Here is a 15,371-nt window from a genome sequence, read left to right as displayed (position 1 = left end):
AAGCCCTGCTCTGTGCGCTATCACGCTTATATTTTGCAACTCATCAATAAAGCAACACTCTTCACGCGGTGGTGATGTTGATGACACGATTGGTGCTACGCATTGAGCCGACATCAATAATAACGTAGGGCGGAAAAGCGCAGCGCATTCCGCCATGCATGCGTCAACGTGGCGCGAACATGGCGGAATGCGCTGCGCTTTTCCGCCCTACGCATCTGTAGATAAATCAAAATTTTCAGGCTTTTGGCTATTCCGCAGCCGACGCCGGCAAAATCCAAAATTTCGACGCACTTAAACGCGCAAGGCGGCGCTTTTGATGAGCAGGTGTGCTGAAACCATACCCGAACACGCATAGGCCAATTCAATTTATGCAAAGGTTGTACGGTTTGGGCAAGCGGGCCGCACCGATTACCGCTGCATCGACTCCCACACCTTCTGCAAGCGCTTGCCCGACACCGGCATCGGCGTTCTGAGCTCCTGCGCAAACAAGGAGACGCGCAACTCTTCCAGCATCCACCTGAACTCCACCATCTTCGGATCGGTATTCTTGCCCGCCATGCGTTCGCGCGCAGCGCGCATGAAATGGCTGGCCGACTGCGTCCACTCCGCCATCAGCTTGGCGTCGCGCGCCGGGTCGCCGCGCAGCTTTTCGATGCGGACATTGATCGCCTTCAGGTAGCGCGGGAAATGCGCGATCTGTGCATACTCGTTATCGAGCAAGAAGCGCTTGTTCACCAAGCCCTGCAACTGCGCCTGCATGTCCGCCGCCGCTTGCAAATTGACGCCCTGCAGCTTCTTGGGCAAGCCATGGAACTCGGTCAGCACCTGCCCCACCAAGCGCGCAATCTCGTTCACCAGCAAGGTCAAGCGCGCCTTGCCCTCGTCCTTGCGCTGATTGAACGAAGCCGCGTCCGTCGGCAGCGGGTCTTGCAGGCAGGCGATATCGATCGCCTTCTGGATGATCTGGTCGCGCAGCTCTTCTTGCGAACCCATCGCCATGAACTGCATGCCCATCTGCTGCAAACCCGGAATATTTTTCTCGACGAACTTGAGCTGCTCCTTGAACTGCAGCGCAAACAGGCGCCGCAAGCCCACCCGGTGCGTGCGCGCGGCCACCGTCGGGTCGTCGAATACTTCCAGGTCGCAATGGGACCCCTTGTCGACCAGCGCCGGAAAACCAATCAAGGTCAGCTTGCCCTGCACGATTTCGAGCAGCTCCGGCAGTTCGCCGAAGGTCCAGCCGGTCAGGCCGATATGCTGGCTGACGTTGGGCGCGGCAACCGGCGCCGCGCTGGCCGCCGACGCCTTGCCCCGGCTTGCGGCAGGCACCGTATTGGCCGGCACCGAGACCTCGGCCAGCTTTTGAAAACTCTCGCGCGCCTGGCCGCCAAATTCGGCCTGCAGCGTGGCCAGGTTGCGGCCCATGTCGAGCTGGCGGCCGTGCTCGTCGATGACCTTGAAGTTCATGAAGTGGTGCGCCGGCAGCGTTTCGGCCTTGAAGTCGGTGGTCAGCACCGTCAGGCTGGTCTGGGCGCGGATGTCGGCGATGATCGCGTCGATCAAGTCGCCGCGCCCGAACTGGCCCTTCTCGTGCATGCGTTCGCAAAACTTGGCCGCGTAGTCCGGCAGCGGCACGCAATGCCGGCGCAGTTTTTGCGGCAGCGATTTTAATAGCAGGTGCACTTTTTCCTTCAGCATGCCCGGCACCAGCCACTCCACGCGCTCGCGCGGCATCTGGTTAAGCGCAAACAGGGGCACGGCAAGCGTCACGCCATCGCGCAGGCTGCCCGGCTCGAAGTGGTAGGTCAATCCCATTTCGATGCCGGTCACCGACATCAGCTTGGGGAACAGCTCCGTGGTCACGCCGGCCGCTTCGTGCCGCATCAATTCTTCGCGGTTCAAAAACAGCAGTTTGGGCTCGCTGTAGGTCGCGTCCTTGTGCCACTTTTCAAAACCGGCGCCATTGACCACGTCGGCCGGGATGAGCTGATCGTAAAAGGCGGCGATCAGCTGGTCGTCCACCAGCACGTCGAGCCGGCGCGACTTGTGCTCAAGGTTTTCAATTTCCTTGACCAGCTTGTGGTTGTGCGCAAAAAACGGCGCGCGCGTATTGAAGTCGCCGCCGACTAACGCGTCGCGAATGAAGATTTCGCGCGCCTCCTGCGGATTGAATTGCCCGTAGTTGATGCGGCGCTGGCTGTAGATGACGATGCCGTGCAGCGTAGCGCGTTCGGACGCGGTGACTTGCGAAGCGTGCTTTTCCCAGCGCGGCTCGCCCCAGGATTTTTTCAGCAGGTGCGCGCCCACGCGCTCGATCCACTCCGGAGCGATCTGCGCCACGCAGCGCGCGTACAGGCGCGTGGTGTCGACCAGTTCGGCCGCCATGATCCACTTGCCCGGCTTTTTGAGCAGCGAACTGCCCGGCCAAATGTGAAAGCGAATGCCGCGTGCGCCCAGGTAGCCGGCGCCCGGTTCGTCGTCGGCCTTGAAGCCAATGTTCCCCAGCAGGCCCGTGAGGAGCGCCGTATGCAGGTTTTCGTAGGTGGCCGGCAGCTCGTTCATGCGCCAGCCCTGCTCCTTGACGATGGTGAGCAACTGCGAATGCACGTCGCGCCACTCGCGCAATCGCACTTGGTTCAGGAAATTGGCGCGGCAGGTTTCCTGCAACTGGCGGTTGGTTTTCTTGTGGCCGATGGCGTCTTCAAACCAGCGCCAGATCTTGATATAGGTGAGGAATTCGGATTTTTCGTCGGCGAATTTTTTATGCGCCTCGTCGGCCGCCTGTTGATGCTCCATGGGCCGGTCGCGCGGGTCTTGCACCGACAGTGCGGAAGCCACGATCAGCATCTCGGTCAGGCAGGCATTGTCCAGCGCGGCCAAAATCATGCGGCCCACGCGCGGGTCGAGCGGCAGCTTGGCCAGCTTGTGGCCGAGCGGCGTCAGGTCATTGTTGTCGTCGACCGCGCCCACTTCCTGCAGCAGCTGGTAGCCGTCGGCGATCGCGCGGCCCTGCGGCGGCTCGATGAAGGGGAAGGTCTCCACGTCCGTCAGGTGCAGGGACTTCATGCGCAAGATGACGGCCGCCAGCGACGAGCGCAAAATTTCGGGCTCGGTAAATTTGGGGCGCTGGTTGAAGTCGTCTTCTTCATACAGGCGGATGCACACGCCGTCGGCCACGCGCCCGCAGCGCCCGGCGCGCTGGTTGGCGGCCGACTGGGCGATGGGTTCGACCTGCAGCTGCTCGACCTTGTTGCGGAAACTGTAGCGCTTCACGCGCGCCAGGCCCGCGTCGACCACGTAGCGGATGCCCGGCACCGTCAGCGAGGTTTCGGCCACGTTGGTGGCCAGCACCACGCGGCGCGCATTGCTGATCTTGAAGACGCGCTCTTGCTCTTCGACCGACAGGCGGGCGAACAGCGGCAAAATTTCCACATGCGGCGGATGGTGCTTGCGCAGCGCTTCGGCGCAGTCCCGAATTTCGCGCTCGCCCGGCAAAAACACCAGCACGTCGCCGGAACCGAGGCGGCACAATTCGTCCACGCCTTCGACCACGGCGTCCATCAGGTCGCGCTTGTCGCGCGCGGCCTGGGCCTTGGGCATCGGTTTGCCGCTGTCCGGCGCGCCGGTGGCAACCGGATCGCGGTCCACCGGGCGGTAGCGCACTTCCACCTTGTACAGGCGGCCCGATACTTCGATCACGGGCGCCAGCTTGCCGTTGTGGGCGAAGTGGCGCGCGAAGCGGTCGGCGTCGATGGTGGCCGAGGTGATGATTACTTTCAGGTCGGGCCGGCGCGGCAGCAGCTGCTTGAGGTAGCCGAGCAAAAAGTCGATGTTCAGGCTGCGCTCGTGCGCTTCATCGATGATGATGGTGTCGTAGTTGCGCAGCATCGGATCGGTCTGCGTTTCGGCCAGCAGGATACCGTCGGTCATCAGCTTGACCGAGGCGCCCGGCTTGAGCGTATCGGTAAAGCGCACCTTGAAGCCCACGTGTTCGCCCAGCGGCGAGCCGAGTTCCTGGGCGATGCGCTTGGCCGTCGACGAAGCGGCGATGCGGCGCGGCTGGGTGTGGCCGATCAGCGCTTTTTGTCCCCGCCCCAGCTCCAGGCAAATCTTGGGCAGCTGGGTGGTCTTGCCCGAGCCGGTTTCGCCCGAGACGATGATGACCTGGTTTTCCAGGATTGCGCGGGCGATGTCGGCGCGCCTGCCCGAGACCGGCAAGTCTTCGGGGAAGGTGATCGGGGGCAGCGGGGTGCGGAACACTTCGCGCGGGGGGCGGTCCGATCGCGGCTGGCGCGCGGGCGCCTGGCCTGGGGATTCCGGGTCCACGCCGCGCGGGAGGCGTGCACCGGCACCGTTTTGAGCGGCAGGCGCAGCCTGGCCGCTTGCCGGGGGCGCCGAGCCCGAAGCGAAATCCGCCCTACCCTCTGCGGGCGGGCGTGGCGGGCGTGGCGGCCTTGGGCCGGTTGCCTGGGCGTCGCGTGGCGAACGGGGGGTGGCTGGCTGGGCGTCGCGTGGCGGCCTTTGCCCGACTGGCTGGGCGTCGCGTGGCGGCCTTTGCCCGGTTGGCTGGGCGTCGCGTGGCGGCCTTGGGCCGGTCGGCTGGGCGTCGCGGCGCGGCCTTGGCTTGGCTTGCCGGTGGCCGTCGCCCGCCACTTTTGGCGGCGCGGCGGGGGCGGACGGCTTCTTGCTCTGTTCTGACATTGTTTTTTACACGTATTTGGTGCGCAAGTCGCGCAGCGAATTATAATGCGGCAAATGGAAACCTTTAACCAATTCGTCCAATGGCTGCGCTCAGTCGCGCCCTACATCCACGCCTTCCGTGGCAAGACCTTCGTGATCGCCTTTCCGGGTGAACTCGTAACAGCCGGCGCCCTGCCCGTGCTGGCCCAGGATTTGTCGCTGCTCGTGGCCCTCGGCATCCGCGTGGTCGTGGTGCACGGCTCGCGCCCCCAGGTGGCCGAACAGCTCGCGCTGCGAAACGTCGAAGGGCGCTTTCATAACGGTGTGCGCATCACCGACACCGCGGCGCTCGAATGCGCCAAGGAAGCGGCCGGCGAACTGCGCCTCGATATCGAAGCGGCCTTCAGCCAGGGCTTGCCGAATACGCCGATGGCGCATGCCGCCATCCGCATCATCTCAGGTAACTTCGTCACTGCGCGCCCGCTAGGGGTGATCGACGGCGTCGATCTGGAACTGACCGGCATGACGCGCAAGATCGCCGCCGAGACCATCCACGCGATCCTGGCCACCGACAGCGTGGTGCTGCTCTCGCCGCTCGGTTTCTCGCCCACCGGCGAAGTGTTCAACCTGACCATGGAAGACGTGGCCGTGTCGGCCGCGATCGCGCTGCACGCCGATAAAATTGTCTTCATCACCGAAACGCCGATGATGATGGACCAGGCGGGCGTCGAAATTCGCGAGCTGTCGTCGCACCAGGCCGAAGCCGTGCTCAATGCCGACTTTTTGCCGTCCGACTCCGCCTTTTACCTGCAGCATGCGATCAAGGCTTGCAACAGCGGCGTGCCGCGCGCGCATATTCTGCCCTATGAAATGGACGGCTCGGCGCTGCTCGAACTGTTCACCCACGACGGCGTGGGCACCATGATCAGCCACGAAAATCTGGAGTCGCTGCGCATGGCCACCATTGAGGACGTGGGCGGTATCATCAAGCTGATCGAGCCGCTGGAAGCGGACGGCACGCTGGTCAAGCGCGGGCGTGAACTGATCGAGCGCGAAATCGACAATTTCTCGGTCATCGAGCACGATGGCGTGATTTTCGGTTGCGCCGCGCTGTATCCGTTCCCGGCCGAGAAGATGGCGGAGATGGCCTGCCTGACGGTCAATCCCGAAGTGCAGACCCAGGGCGACGGCGAGCGTATTCTCAAGCACGTCGAGAACCGGGCGCGCGCGGCCGGCATCAAGCAGCTGTTCGTACTGACCACCCGCACCTCGCACTGGTTCAAGAAGCGCGGTTTTATTCCCGCCACGGTGGACGCGCTGCCGAAGGACCGCCAGCACATGTATAACTGGCAGCGCAAATCCCAGGTCTTGATCAAACCTTTATAATGCGTGTTTCACTTACCAAGCATTAGGAGCAGAGATGGCGCGCACAGTTCATTGCATCAAACTGAACAAGGAAGCCGAAGGGCTCGACTTCGCCCCTTATCCGGGCGAACTGGGCAAGCGGATCTGGGAATCCGTGTCCAAGGAAGCGTGGGCTGCGTGGCTCAAGCACCAGACCATGCTGGTCAACGAAAATCGCCTCAACCTGGCCGACCAGCGCGCCCGCAAGTACCTGGCCACGCAGATGGAAAAGCATTTCTTCGGCGAAGGGGCCGATGCGGCGATGGGTTACGTTCCGCCGGCGGACTGAGTCAGCTGCACTGTTGAGGGTGTGGCAGAGCCTTATCCACTGCAAGAGGGTTTGGCGAGCGTGTAGGTCGGAAAAGGGCAACGCCCGCATTCCGACAAGCGCCATCGACGGCTCATGTCGGAATGCGGGCGATGCCCTTTTCCGACCTACAGTGTAGAGGCTGTTGCGAAGGCCGAGACCTTGCTGCACACCTCATAAAAAATGCCGTTCAGCACTTGGCTGAACGGCATTTTTCATGTCCGGCTGCAAAGCCGGCAAGCTCTTAATAACTCTTGCCGCGCAAGGCCTGGAACAGTTTCTTGGCGCTCACATCCGCAAGAAAATCCATGCCCGAAAACGCCGTCGTGCTCTCCTGCACGCTGACCGACTGTCGCCCGAACGCCGCATTCAATCCCACCGTATTTTTCATCGGGAAAATGTGCTTGTTAAACTCAACAACCGACACGATGGTCGTCGCAGCTCCCGAGACCGACATGCCGTAACGGCCCGCCTCGGCGGCATAGGCCCCGCGCAGCGCGGCGGCGAAATTGGCGTTCGGCACGCAACGGCCGCAGCGCCAGTCCAGCACCAGGGCCGGCACTTCCGAACGGCGCAACTCCTGGCGCACGCCGTGGGCGGCGTCAACCGTCATCGCGCCATAGCCGCCCGCCGGAGTTGCCGAGACAATCCGGCACTGGCGCAGCTCGCACTTGGCCATGAAGACCTGGCCGCTGTCGCAGCGCATCCGATACAGTTCGACCGGGCCTTGCGGCGTCATCAGGCCCGCGCCCTGACCGCCCACGCAACCGACCGCCTGCCCCAGCTTTTCCACCGTGACGGTGGAGACGCCGGCGCGAAACGGCAAGCGCTCCGTGGCCGGACGCTCGCCCTGGACCATGACCGAGGCCGGCGTCGAGGCCGGCGCGGTGACCAGCGTGACGTTCGAATCGGCCGTCACCTGCACCACCGTGGCCGATGCCGGCACCCAGACCGCCTTGGGCTTGACCGGCTCGCTCGAGGCAAAAGCACTCAGTGAGGCTGCGCACGACAACAATACGAACAATCGCTTCATGGTTTTCCCTGTCGTTGAACTGCTAATAATGAACTTTTTTATGCGAACGTCAGCGTCTTAACGCCTTCACTCGTTCCCAGCAGGCAGACGTCGGCACCGCGGCGGGCAAACAGGCCAACGGCGATCACGCCCACGATCTGGTTGATCTGCTGCTCCAGCGCCACCGGGTCGGCAATTTGCAAGCCGGCCACGTCGATGATTTCACCGCCGTTGTCGGTCACGAATGCCTGGTCGGTGCCGCTTTGCAAGCGCAGGCGCGGCTGGCCGCCGAGCGCGGCGAGCTGGCGCATCACGGCCGCGCGCGCCATCGGCAGCACTTCGACCGGCAGCGCGAACTTGCCCATCACGTCCACCAGCTTGGAGCCGTCGGCAATGCACACAAAACGGCGCGATACCGAGGCGACAATCTTTTCACGCGTGAGCGCCGCGCCCCCGCCCTTGATCATGGCGCCGGTGGCGGTGATTTCGTCGGCGCCGTCGATGTACACGGCGATATCGGTGACGTCATTGAGGTCGAACACGGCAATGCCATGCCCGCGCAGGCGCGCCGCGGTCGCTTCGGACGAGGCCACGGTACCCTTGATGCGGTGCTTGATGCGCGCCAGTTCGTCTATGAAAAAATTGGCGGTCGAACCAGTGCCCACGCCGATGATCTCGCCATCGACCACGTAATCGATGGCGGCGCGCGCCACTTCCTGCTTAAGTTCGTCTTGAGTCATGATCTGGAAAAATGTGGTAATGCACCATTTTAGCGGATAGAACAAGGGGAAATGACAATCGCCCGTTAAATTTTGCACAATGGTAACAATTGGGACGGAAAAGGTGTCGCATTTGCGTAAACGCTGCAATAAACTATGCGAAAATGGACGATGCATAACGGATTTCAGGAACGCGTAAATGAATGACACAACAACGGTGCTGGTAGTGGACGACAGCCGGGTTTCACGGATGATGGCGCGCCAGTTCATCCTCAGCGCAAAACCGCTGTGGACGGTGGAAGAAGCGGGCACCGGCGAAGAAGCCATCGCGCGCGTTGCGACGCTCTCGCCTGCGCTGATCCTGATTGACGTCAACATGCCCGGCATCGGCGGCGTCGCCGCGGCAGCACAGCTGCGCGCGCTCTGCCCGCAAGCCCACATCTCGCTGGTCACGGCGAACGTCCAGAACGCCACGCGCAACCGTGCAGGCGAGCTGGGCATTGGCTTCATGGAAAAACCGATCACCGAGGCGCGCATCCACGCCCTGATCAAGGCCATCAGCACCGACTAGCCATGCTCAACCTCAGCGAACTGCAGCATGATGCACTGGTCGAGATCTTCAACATCGGCGTGGGCCATGCCGCCAGGTCGATGAGCGAGATCGTCAATGAGCCGGTGACGATGTCGGTGCCGTCGATTTCCTTTCTGAATCGCGCCGGCGCGGCCGCCATGCTGCGCAACAAGGATTCCAAGCGCGTGTGCGGCGTCAGCCAGCACTACGACGGCGCGTTTTCCACCGACGCCATCTTGATGTTCCCCGAGGATAAAAGCCTGGACATCGTGCGCCTGATGGTCGGCGAATCCGTGCCGCTCAAGGAACTGACGGAGATGGAACAGGAGGCGATGAGCGAAATTGGCAACATCATCCTCAATTCCTGCGTCGGCACGCTGGCGAATATTTTTTGCCAGGAACTGCGCGGCTCGCTGCCCGCATACCACGTGGGCACCAGCGAGGAAATCCTGGCTGCCTCCGGCGGCGACGCCGACACCGTGGTGCTGATGCTGCACATTGACTTCATCCTCGAAACCCACCAGATCCACGGTTATGTCGCCTTCATCCTCGACCTGACCGCCCTGCACGACTTGCAGGAACAGGTCGACCGCTACCTTGCCAATGCAATGGGTGCGGCTTGACATGCTGACCGCCGACAGCGACCGCCTGAGCGTGCTTGAAAGCGTGCTGCACGCGATGAACGTGGGCGCTATCGTGCTCGACAACGCTTGCCGCGTGCTGGTCTGGAACAGCTGGATGGTGCGCCACGCGGGCCACGCGGCAGCGGCCGTCATGGGCCAGGATTTCTTCGCGCTGTTTCCCGAACTGCAAGGCAAGCGGATCGAAGGTGCCGTGCGCCAGGCGCTGCGCGACAATTTTCCGTCGGTGTTGTCGCAAACGCTGCACAAGGCGCCGTTCAGCTTGTATACCAGTGCCGCCACCCGTGTCAGTGGCGAGCTGATGCAGCAGGCGGTGGCCGTCACGCCGCTCAGCGTGCCGGGCGCGGCGCGCCTGTGCCTGATTCAGATCACCGATGTCAGCGTGGCGGTGGCGCGCGAGCGGCTGCTGCGCGACCAGGCGCTCGAATTGCGCTCGCAAACGTTTTCGGACGGGCTGACCGGGATTGCCAACCGGCGTCACTTCGATGTGGCCATCGAAAAGGAAGTGCGGCGCGCCAAGCGTTCCGGCACGCCACTGTCGCTGTTGATGATCGACATCGACTACTTCAAAGCCTACAACGACCATTACGGTCATCAGCAGGGCGACGATTGCCTGATCAAGGTAGCCGGCGCGCTGGCGCAAATGCTGCAGCGCCCGGCCGACCTGATCGCGCGCTATGGGGGCGAAGAGTTCGCCGTGATTCTGCCCGAGATGGATGGCGAGCAAAGCGCGCGCATGGCTGAAGCGATGCGCCAGAAGATTGTCGGCATGCAGCTGCCGCACGCCAAATCGGAGCATGGCGAGCACGTGACGGTCAGCATCGGCGTGGCCACGCATCGCGGCGAAACGGGCGACATCGCCTACCTGGTCGGCGCCGCCGACCGCGCCCTGTATGCGGCCAAGCACGCCGGGCGCAACCGGGTTGGGCTGCACGTGGTGGAAGTGGCCGCGGCCCAGGCGTGCGCCAGCCAGGCCTAAGGGTCAAGGTTTAGGGGTCAAGGTTTAAGGGTCAAGGTTTACGGGTCCAGGTTTAGGGGGCAAGGCCTGAACGTCAAGCCTTGGACGTCAAGGCTGCGGCGAATGCGCCTGCTTCAACCGGCGCAGCACAAAGGTCGAGCGGCTGTGGCGCAAGCCCGGCAAGGTGTACAACTTGCGCCGCAAGAACTCTTCATAACCTGCCGTGCCCGCCACCGCCACCTTGATCAGGTAATCGTACTCGCCCGTCAGCAGGTAAGCTTCCAGCACTTCCGGCATGTCCGCCAGCGCCTGTCCAAAGCGCTCGAAGGTGTCGTCATCATGGCGGTCGAGCGTGACTTCGATCATCACCGTATCGGGCACGCCGAGCGCCTTCTGGTTCAGCAGCACGGTGTAGCCTTCGATCACGCCCTGCTCTTCCATCTGCCGCACCCGGTTCCAGCAGGGCGAGGCCGACAGGCCAACCTGCTCGGCCAGATGCGCATTTGACATGCGGCCGTCGCGCCGTAGCTCGCGCAATATCTTGCGGTCTATCTCGTCCAGTTCAGAAGCGGCATTCATGTTTTTCACCTCGATAGAAGAATCTTCTTTATTTTACGCTGAACACGAAAGACTATTCTAATTTACAGCCATTTTTGCAGTCGTTTGAAAGCCTATTCTTGCCGCCACGCGCTATTCTTTTGGCATGACCTGCGCCCATCGCCCCCTCACTTTTTCAATCGATAACGCGCGTACGCTCGACACGCTCGAAGCCATCTTGGCGATTGCCCGCCGCGGCGGCTTGCGCCTGTCCAGCCTGCAACTGCAGGCGGGCCAGACAGACGACTTCGTCAGGATGGAATTGCTTGCCGACGAGGCCGACCTGCTCGCGCTGTTCGATGCCCGACTGCACAACGTGATCGGTGTCCATGCCATCACCTCCCCGGCGCGGGTTGTCGGATCCTTTTACAGTGACGAGCGATGGCGAAGAAGGCGCGCGCCAAGTGCCTGATAGTGCGTGCCATTCGCAATAGGTATGAAATTGCAGTCCACGGCCTACCTACACCATCTAACGGACTCGCCATGTCTACTTTCACTACGGCCATGACGACCGGCCTCGCCGGGGCCGCCCTGTGCACCAGCATCTGTGTCCACGCGGCCTTGATCGATTACACCAGCCGCGCCGCTTTCGATGCCGCTACTACCGAGCGCAGCCTCGAGCCGAACGCGGCGCCGCCCAACGGCTTCGCGTTTTTGGGAGGACGCGAATTGAACGGCATCGGGTATCCCGACGACGCCTACGCGGTCAATCCCGGCTATGCACCGGCGCTTTACGCATGGGGCAGCGGCGCGGTGCTGTTGTTGGCCAGACAGTCGCGCCTGGCATTCGCGCCCGTGACCGAGTTTGCCGCCGATTTCGGCAGCTTGCCCGCAGGCGAGAGCATCACCGTCACTATCGCTGGCATTGCCACCACGATCGACACGCCACGGCAGCGCCAGCTGACCTTTCGCGGCGGGACTTCCAGCACGCCGTTCTCCAGCGTGGCCTTTTCGACCAGCGCCCAGTTCCTTATCCTCGACAACGTCACACGTGCCCAAGCCCAGGCCGTGCCCCCGCCGCCCACCAGCGTGCCAGAACCTGCGTCCGTGGCGCTGATCGGCCTCGGCTTGCTGGGCCTGGCAAGGCGGCGCCAGGCCGGGCAATAGTATGCATGTTGCAATATTCGGGAAAATACCGGACACTCCCGAGCATTGCACATCCATTCACTCTCGAATACTCCACCATGCTCAAACTCAGTTGCCTCGCCGCTGTCTCACTTCTGCTGACGGCGCAATCTGCCAGCGCCAACGAGTATGCGGCGCTGATCACGGCAAAAAAATATCCGGAAGCCGAGCGCGCCGCCAGCGCCAAGCTGGCCAAGGAACCGGCGAATGCCGAAGCGCTGGTGGGCAAGATCGACGCCATCATGGCGGTGGGCACGGAAAGCCGGATCGGCGAAGCGGTCAAGCTGGCGCAGCAATGCGTCGCCGCCAACCCGGCTGCGGCGCCCTGCCACCTGGCGCTGGGCAAGTCCATGGGCTGGAAAGCCATGACCGGCGGCGTAATGTCCGCGCTTAGCTACGCGGGCGACATGCGCGACGCGCTCAAGAAAGCGGTCGAACTCGATCCCAACAACATGGACGCGCGTTTCACGCTGCTGCAGTTCTACATGATGGCCCCGGGCATTATGGGCGGCGGCACGGGCAAGGCGGAAACCCTGGCCGGGCAAACCGCGGCGCTCAATGCCGATGCAGGCAAGACCATGACGGGCTTGCTCGACGCAGCGGCTGACCGTTTGCCGAAGGCGGAAGCGCTGGCCATGACGCTGCGTCCCGGCGCGAATGCCGATCTGAATGACGCTCAGGAATCGCTGCTGGTCAATATCGGCGCCAAGTATTTGTCAGAGAAAAAATTTCAGGATGCCGAGCGCGTACTGCGCGAAGCGGTCAAGCGTTTTCCGGACGGCGAATCGGCGCCCTTCCTGATCGTGCGGGCGCAGCAGGAACAAGGCAAGCATCGGGAAGCGGTCGCCGGTTTGGAGCTGCAACTGGCCAAGCAGCCGCGCGCGCGTCTGCATTACCGGCTGGGCCAGTCGCTGCAGGCGCTGGGCGAAAAGACCAAGGCGGCGGGCGCGTTTGAAAAGGCGCTGGCGCTAAGGACCGGCTTGTCCGGCAAGCAGATTTCCGACGCCGAAAAGCAACTGTCCGCCCTGAAGGGCTAAAGCGCGGCGCAACTGGGGCGCTGCCGGGCATTGCCCAGCGCAACATGACGCACCAACAGCGCCCCGTCGCGCTGGGCGACCAGACAAAAGCGCGCCCGGTAATCGCGCGGCGCCGACGCCGGGCGCGGGCCGCGCGCATCGATCGCCACTTCGTACACCTTGCCCGGCTGCAGCGTCGCAGCCGGCGTTTGCGGCAGCACCGGCAAACGCCCGGCGTAGGGAACGCACATCCTGAACGTCACTGGAAACGTGCGCTGGGGCGGCATCACCATCTTCCACACGGGCGTTTTGGCGCCTGCCTCGCTGACCGTGATGGCATGGAAATTGGGCGCGCCGGCGCGCGCCTCCTCCGCTTCTGGAATCGTAAAACAAGGGACGCCCCCATTGCCCTGCCTGACCAGCAGCTCGCCTGCAGGAGCGGCCGCGCACGCCCCGGCGCTGGCAATGGCCAGGATGAACAGGCAGCGTAGCAATTGGCTGGAGGGCATGCGCAGACTCCGTCGAAAGATGCATGTGAAGAACATCAAGCCTACGTAGTTGCCGCACGGCAGTATTGACTCAGCGCAAACGGCGAAGAATGCCTTTGGGCAAGTTTTGACGCCGCCCGGGCTGGATCAGGAAACCGGCAAGTACTTGCTCGAACAAGGGCAGGCTGTGCGCATCGTGCGGCTGGCGCATGGCAGCGGCCGAGCCCAGGTGCTTGAGGACGAAATAATCGGCCAGCAGGTCGCCCTGCGCTTCCATGTTGTAGTCGGCCAGCGTTTTGCCGGGCGCCAGCAGGTAGCGGTACGACAGGCCGATGCGGATGGCGCCCCGGGTGCGCACGGGATAGCCCAGCTGGTGCTGCCAGACGTGCACCATTTCGTGAAGGAACCAATGCTGGTTGGTGACGGACGCCTGCGCGTAGTCGTCGAGGAAGCAGGACGCGTGAAAGTACAGGTGGCCGTTCGGCGTCATCGCGCAGTTCTTCGGCTGGAAGGGCATGTAGCGCCGGGCGTGGATGCGCACACGTGGGTAGTCGATGGCATCGCGAAACAGTAGCGAAGCCATGGCGATTTCGCCTGCGGTGAGGGGGCGCCAGCGATGCGAGTGCAGGCGACGAAAAGGTAAGGCATCCATCGATTACTTGCGTGAGATTAAGAGGCACGGCAATCCTACTGTAGATTGCTCGAATAAGGTTTTGAGTAACTTCTCGATCGATCAACCGCCCCACAGTCGCCATCCCTAAAAAACGCCGCGACCGTCCGCTATTGCCCCAAACCGGCGTTTGGTCGACTCGTTAAGCCATGGCTCCCAGACACCAGAACATCTGTCAAAAAGGCACTTCTCATCAGCGTTCACCGGCTTGTGAGTTCACCGAGTTTCGTCCTAAAAACCTCGATGGCAAGAAGCTCAAGCAAAGGCCACTGTTCGCACAGCCAACGTTTGCCCTCTGCAGTGGGTTCGACATAGGGGTTAGTTTTTGTCGCGCAGGCCATGCCCTGTCCGATGACTTCATTTTCATCCTCGAGCCCCCCTGCGATCATCGCTTTGATCGGGTGCACAATAAGGGCGCGGGTGAGGTGCGGTCTCATGGCACATCCGGGTGCAATGATTGCAAACGCCTCTTCAACAAAGCACCAGCAACTTGTTGGCCAGAACGTTTCAGTGATCCGTTTCATGAAGTCAGCATCTGATACAGATTCTGGCGTTCCTTGAACATCAGCATAAAAATCAGCGAGTTTAACAAGACACTTTGGGGAGGACCAATTTTCCATATTTGTTACTCATTTCAAAACACTTTAAGCAACAAGGGTGGCGCTGTCAATTTCCGGCATTAAGGCGCCACCCATTTCCGGCGTAATGGCGCCACTTTGACCACCGATTTCAGGGGCTCAAACTGGGTTGCAAGAATGCTCGATTTTGAGCGTTTTGGCAACATCGTTTTTTGACGTAAATGGCGCTTTTCCGGCTGTCAATTTGTGCGAGGTTGGCCACCAGTACTCTGGGGGGCATCCTGAGGGACGCAAAGGTTGCTGGGAGGTTGTTCCCCAGTGGCTGCCCACGGCAGGTGCGGGGTCTGGGGCAGCGCCCCAGGGTGACCGAAGTCGGGCTTTTGGCAGCAGGCAGACGCCGCCCAAAGTAGAGAGGGGAACTTCGATCCGGGCTTGGCCCGCCACGAAATTCCCCTCGCCGCCTCCTTAACGATATAAACGATTTATATCGTTAATTTTCCATTTATTTCGATGTCGTTTTTCGCTCCTTCTCTACTGGTGGCTTGGACTTATCCGAAGCAGGCGGCAGGGCGCGGTAGCTTTCCCCATCGAGCACCAGCTTGTAT

15 protein-coding genes are annotated in these 15,371 nt (G+C 62.1%); 7 read left to right on the top strand and 8 right to left on the bottom strand.

The window, feature by feature from the left end; genetic code table 11:
- Window positions 1-408: 408 nt before the first annotated feature.
- Window positions 409-4,701: an ATP-dependent RNA helicase HrpA gene (hrpA, locus tag ACP7BV_RS24670; protein WP_426107529.1), complete on the bottom strand. Its 4,293-nt coding sequence runs from the start codon at window positions 4,699-4,701 to the stop codon at window positions 409-411.
- 54 nt (window positions 4,702-4,755) lie between these two features.
- Here hrpA and argA point away from each other — a divergent pair, with 54 nt between their 5' ends.
- Both argA and ACP7BV_RS24660 read left to right on the top strand, forming a co-directional pair.
- Complete coding sequence (argA, locus tag ACP7BV_RS24665) at window positions 4,756-6,066, top strand: amino-acid N-acetyltransferase (protein ID WP_426107528.1); 1,311 nt, start codon at window positions 4,756-4,758, stop codon at window positions 6,064-6,066.
- 34 nt (window positions 6,067-6,100) lie between these two features.
- Complete coding sequence (locus ACP7BV_RS24660) at window positions 6,101-6,373, top strand: oxidative damage protection protein (protein WP_426107527.1); 273 nt, start codon at window positions 6,101-6,103, stop codon at window positions 6,371-6,373.
- A gap of 262 nt (window positions 6,374-6,635) precedes the next feature.
- Here ACP7BV_RS24660 and ACP7BV_RS24655 read toward each other — a convergent pair whose 3' ends face one another.
- A complete protein-coding gene (locus tag ACP7BV_RS24655) occupies window positions 6,636-7,424 on the bottom strand; it encodes a hypothetical protein (protein WP_426107526.1) in 789 nt (262 codons plus the stop codon).
- Between the two features lie 38 nt (window positions 7,425-7,462).
- On the bottom strand, window positions 7,463-8,143 hold the full coding sequence (rpiA, locus tag ACP7BV_RS24650; RefSeq protein WP_426107525.1) for a ribose-5-phosphate isomerase RpiA: 681 nt from the start codon (window positions 8,141-8,143) through the stop codon (window positions 7,463-7,465).
- Between the two features lie 178 nt (window positions 8,144-8,321).
- Here rpiA and ACP7BV_RS24645 point away from each other — a divergent pair, with 178 nt between their 5' ends.
- The 3 genes from ACP7BV_RS24645 to ACP7BV_RS24635 are packed head-to-tail and all read left to right on the top strand — an operon-like array spanning window position 8,322 to window position 10,313.
- Window positions 8,322-8,693, top strand: a complete 372-nt coding sequence (locus ACP7BV_RS24645) for a response regulator (protein WP_426107524.1) — start codon at window positions 8,322-8,324, stop codon at window positions 8,691-8,693.
- Window positions 8,694-8,695: 2 nt separating this feature from the next.
- Window positions 8,696-9,316 (top strand): chemotaxis protein CheC, encoded by a 621-nt coding sequence (locus ACP7BV_RS24640; protein ID WP_426107523.1) that lies wholly within the window; start codon window positions 8,696-8,698, stop codon window positions 9,314-9,316.
- Between the two features lies 1 nt (window position 9,317).
- Window positions 9,318-10,313, top strand: coding sequence for a diguanylate cyclase domain-containing protein (locus ACP7BV_RS24635; RefSeq protein WP_426107522.1), 996 nt, complete (start codon window positions 9,318-9,320; stop codon window positions 10,311-10,313).
- A gap of 87 nt (window positions 10,314-10,400) precedes the next feature.
- On the opposite strand, the gene ACP7BV_RS24630 is transcribed toward ACP7BV_RS24635, so the two are convergent.
- Together ACP7BV_RS24630 and ACP7BV_RS24625 are read right to left on the bottom strand one after the other, a co-directional pair.
- Window positions 10,401-10,871: an Lrp/AsnC family transcriptional regulator gene (locus ACP7BV_RS24630; RefSeq protein WP_426107521.1), complete on the bottom strand. Its 471-nt coding sequence runs from the start codon at window positions 10,869-10,871 to the stop codon at window positions 10,401-10,403.
- A 154-nt stretch (window positions 10,872-11,025) separates the two neighbouring features.
- Complete coding sequence (locus tag ACP7BV_RS24625; RefSeq protein ID WP_426107520.1) at window positions 11,026-11,220, bottom strand: hypothetical protein; 195 nt, start codon at window positions 11,218-11,220, stop codon at window positions 11,026-11,028.
- A 152-nt stretch (window positions 11,221-11,372) separates the two neighbouring features.
- Here ACP7BV_RS24625 and ACP7BV_RS24620 point away from each other — a divergent pair, with 152 nt between their 5' ends.
- Both ACP7BV_RS24620 and ACP7BV_RS24615 read left to right on the top strand, forming a co-directional pair.
- Complete coding sequence (locus ACP7BV_RS24620) at window positions 11,373-11,996, top strand: PEP-CTERM sorting domain-containing protein (RefSeq protein ID WP_426107519.1); 624 nt, start codon at window positions 11,373-11,375, stop codon at window positions 11,994-11,996.
- 77 nt (window positions 11,997-12,073) lie between these two features.
- Complete coding sequence (locus ACP7BV_RS24615; RefSeq protein WP_426107518.1) at window positions 12,074-13,051, top strand: tetratricopeptide repeat protein; 978 nt, start codon at window positions 12,074-12,076, stop codon at window positions 13,049-13,051.
- Here the strand turns inward: ACP7BV_RS24615 and ACP7BV_RS24610 are convergent.
- The 3 genes from ACP7BV_RS24610 to ACP7BV_RS24600 all read right to left on the bottom strand — a co-directional run bounded on the left by ACP7BV_RS24610 (window position 13,048) and on the right by ACP7BV_RS24600 (window position 14,808).
- The gene (locus tag ACP7BV_RS24610; protein WP_426107517.1) at window positions 13,048-13,539 is read right to left on the bottom strand and encodes a hypothetical protein; all 492 of its coding nucleotides are present in this window, start codon (window positions 13,537-13,539) and stop codon (window positions 13,048-13,050) included. The two genes, ACP7BV_RS24615 and ACP7BV_RS24610, sit on opposite strands and share 4 nt — an antisense overlap.
- Before the next feature lie 70 nt (window positions 13,540-13,609).
- Window positions 13,610-14,101, bottom strand: coding sequence for a Rhs element Vgr protein (locus ACP7BV_RS24605; RefSeq protein ID WP_426107516.1), 492 nt, complete (start codon window positions 14,099-14,101; stop codon window positions 13,610-13,612).
- A gap of 287 nt (window positions 14,102-14,388) precedes the next feature.
- Window positions 14,389-14,808: a hypothetical protein gene (locus ACP7BV_RS24600; RefSeq protein ID WP_426107515.1), complete on the bottom strand. Its 420-nt coding sequence runs from the start codon at window positions 14,806-14,808 to the stop codon at window positions 14,389-14,391.
- Window positions 14,809-15,371 lie beyond the last annotated feature (563 nt).

Source organism: Massilia sp. TSP1-1-2, assembly GCF_049896185.1.
Classification (GTDB): domain Bacteria; phylum Pseudomonadota; class Gammaproteobacteria; order Burkholderiales; family Burkholderiaceae_D; genus Telluria_A.
The sequence above is the reverse complement of the archived record's forward strand: the minus strand, read 5'-3'. Positions and strand labels throughout refer to the sequence as shown.

Coding starts and splice junctions, on each gene's coding strand:
- hrpA (WP_426107529.1), bottom strand. CDS start 4,701: ATGTCAGAACAGAGCAAGAAGCCGTCCGCCCCCGCCGCGCCGCCAAAA.
- ACP7BV_RS24610 (WP_426107517.1), bottom strand. CDS start 13,539: ATGCCCTCCAGCCAATTGCTACGCTGCCTGTTCATCCTGGCCATTGCC.
- ACP7BV_RS24640 (WP_426107523.1), top strand. CDS start 8,696: ATGCTCAACCTCAGCGAACTGCAGCATGATGCACTGGTCGAGATCTTC.
- ACP7BV_RS24620 (WP_426107519.1), top strand. CDS start 11,373: ATGTCTACTTTCACTACGGCCATGACGACCGGCCTCGCCGGGGCCGCC.
- argA (WP_426107528.1), top strand. CDS start 4,756: ATGGAAACCTTTAACCAATTCGTCCAATGGCTGCGCTCAGTCGCGCCC.
- ACP7BV_RS24625 (WP_426107520.1), bottom strand. CDS start 11,220: ATGGACACCGATCACGTTGTGCAGTCGGGCATCGAACAGCGCGAGCAG.
- ACP7BV_RS24645 (WP_426107524.1), top strand. CDS start 8,322: ATGAATGACACAACAACGGTGCTGGTAGTGGACGACAGCCGGGTTTCA.
- ACP7BV_RS24605 (WP_426107516.1), bottom strand. CDS start 14,101: ATGGCTTCGCTACTGTTTCGCGATGCCATCGACTACCCACGTGTGCGC.
- rpiA (WP_426107525.1), bottom strand. CDS start 8,143: ATGACTCAAGACGAACTTAAGCAGGAAGTGGCGCGCGCCGCCATCGAT.
- ACP7BV_RS24660 (WP_426107527.1), top strand. CDS start 6,101: ATGGCGCGCACAGTTCATTGCATCAAACTGAACAAGGAAGCCGAAGGG.
- ACP7BV_RS24635 (WP_426107522.1), top strand. CDS start 9,318: ATGCTGACCGCCGACAGCGACCGCCTGAGCGTGCTTGAAAGCGTGCTG.
- ACP7BV_RS24600 (WP_426107515.1), bottom strand. CDS start 14,808: ATGGAAAATTGGTCCTCCCCAAAGTGTCTTGTTAAACTCGCTGATTTT.
- ACP7BV_RS24630 (WP_426107521.1), bottom strand. CDS start 10,871: ATGAATGCCGCTTCTGAACTGGACGAGATAGACCGCAAGATATTGCGC.
- ACP7BV_RS24655 (WP_426107526.1), bottom strand. CDS start 7,424: ATGAAGCGATTGTTCGTATTGTTGTCGTGCGCAGCCTCACTGAGTGCT.
- ACP7BV_RS24615 (WP_426107518.1), top strand. CDS start 12,074: ATGCTCAAACTCAGTTGCCTCGCCGCTGTCTCACTTCTGCTGACGGCG.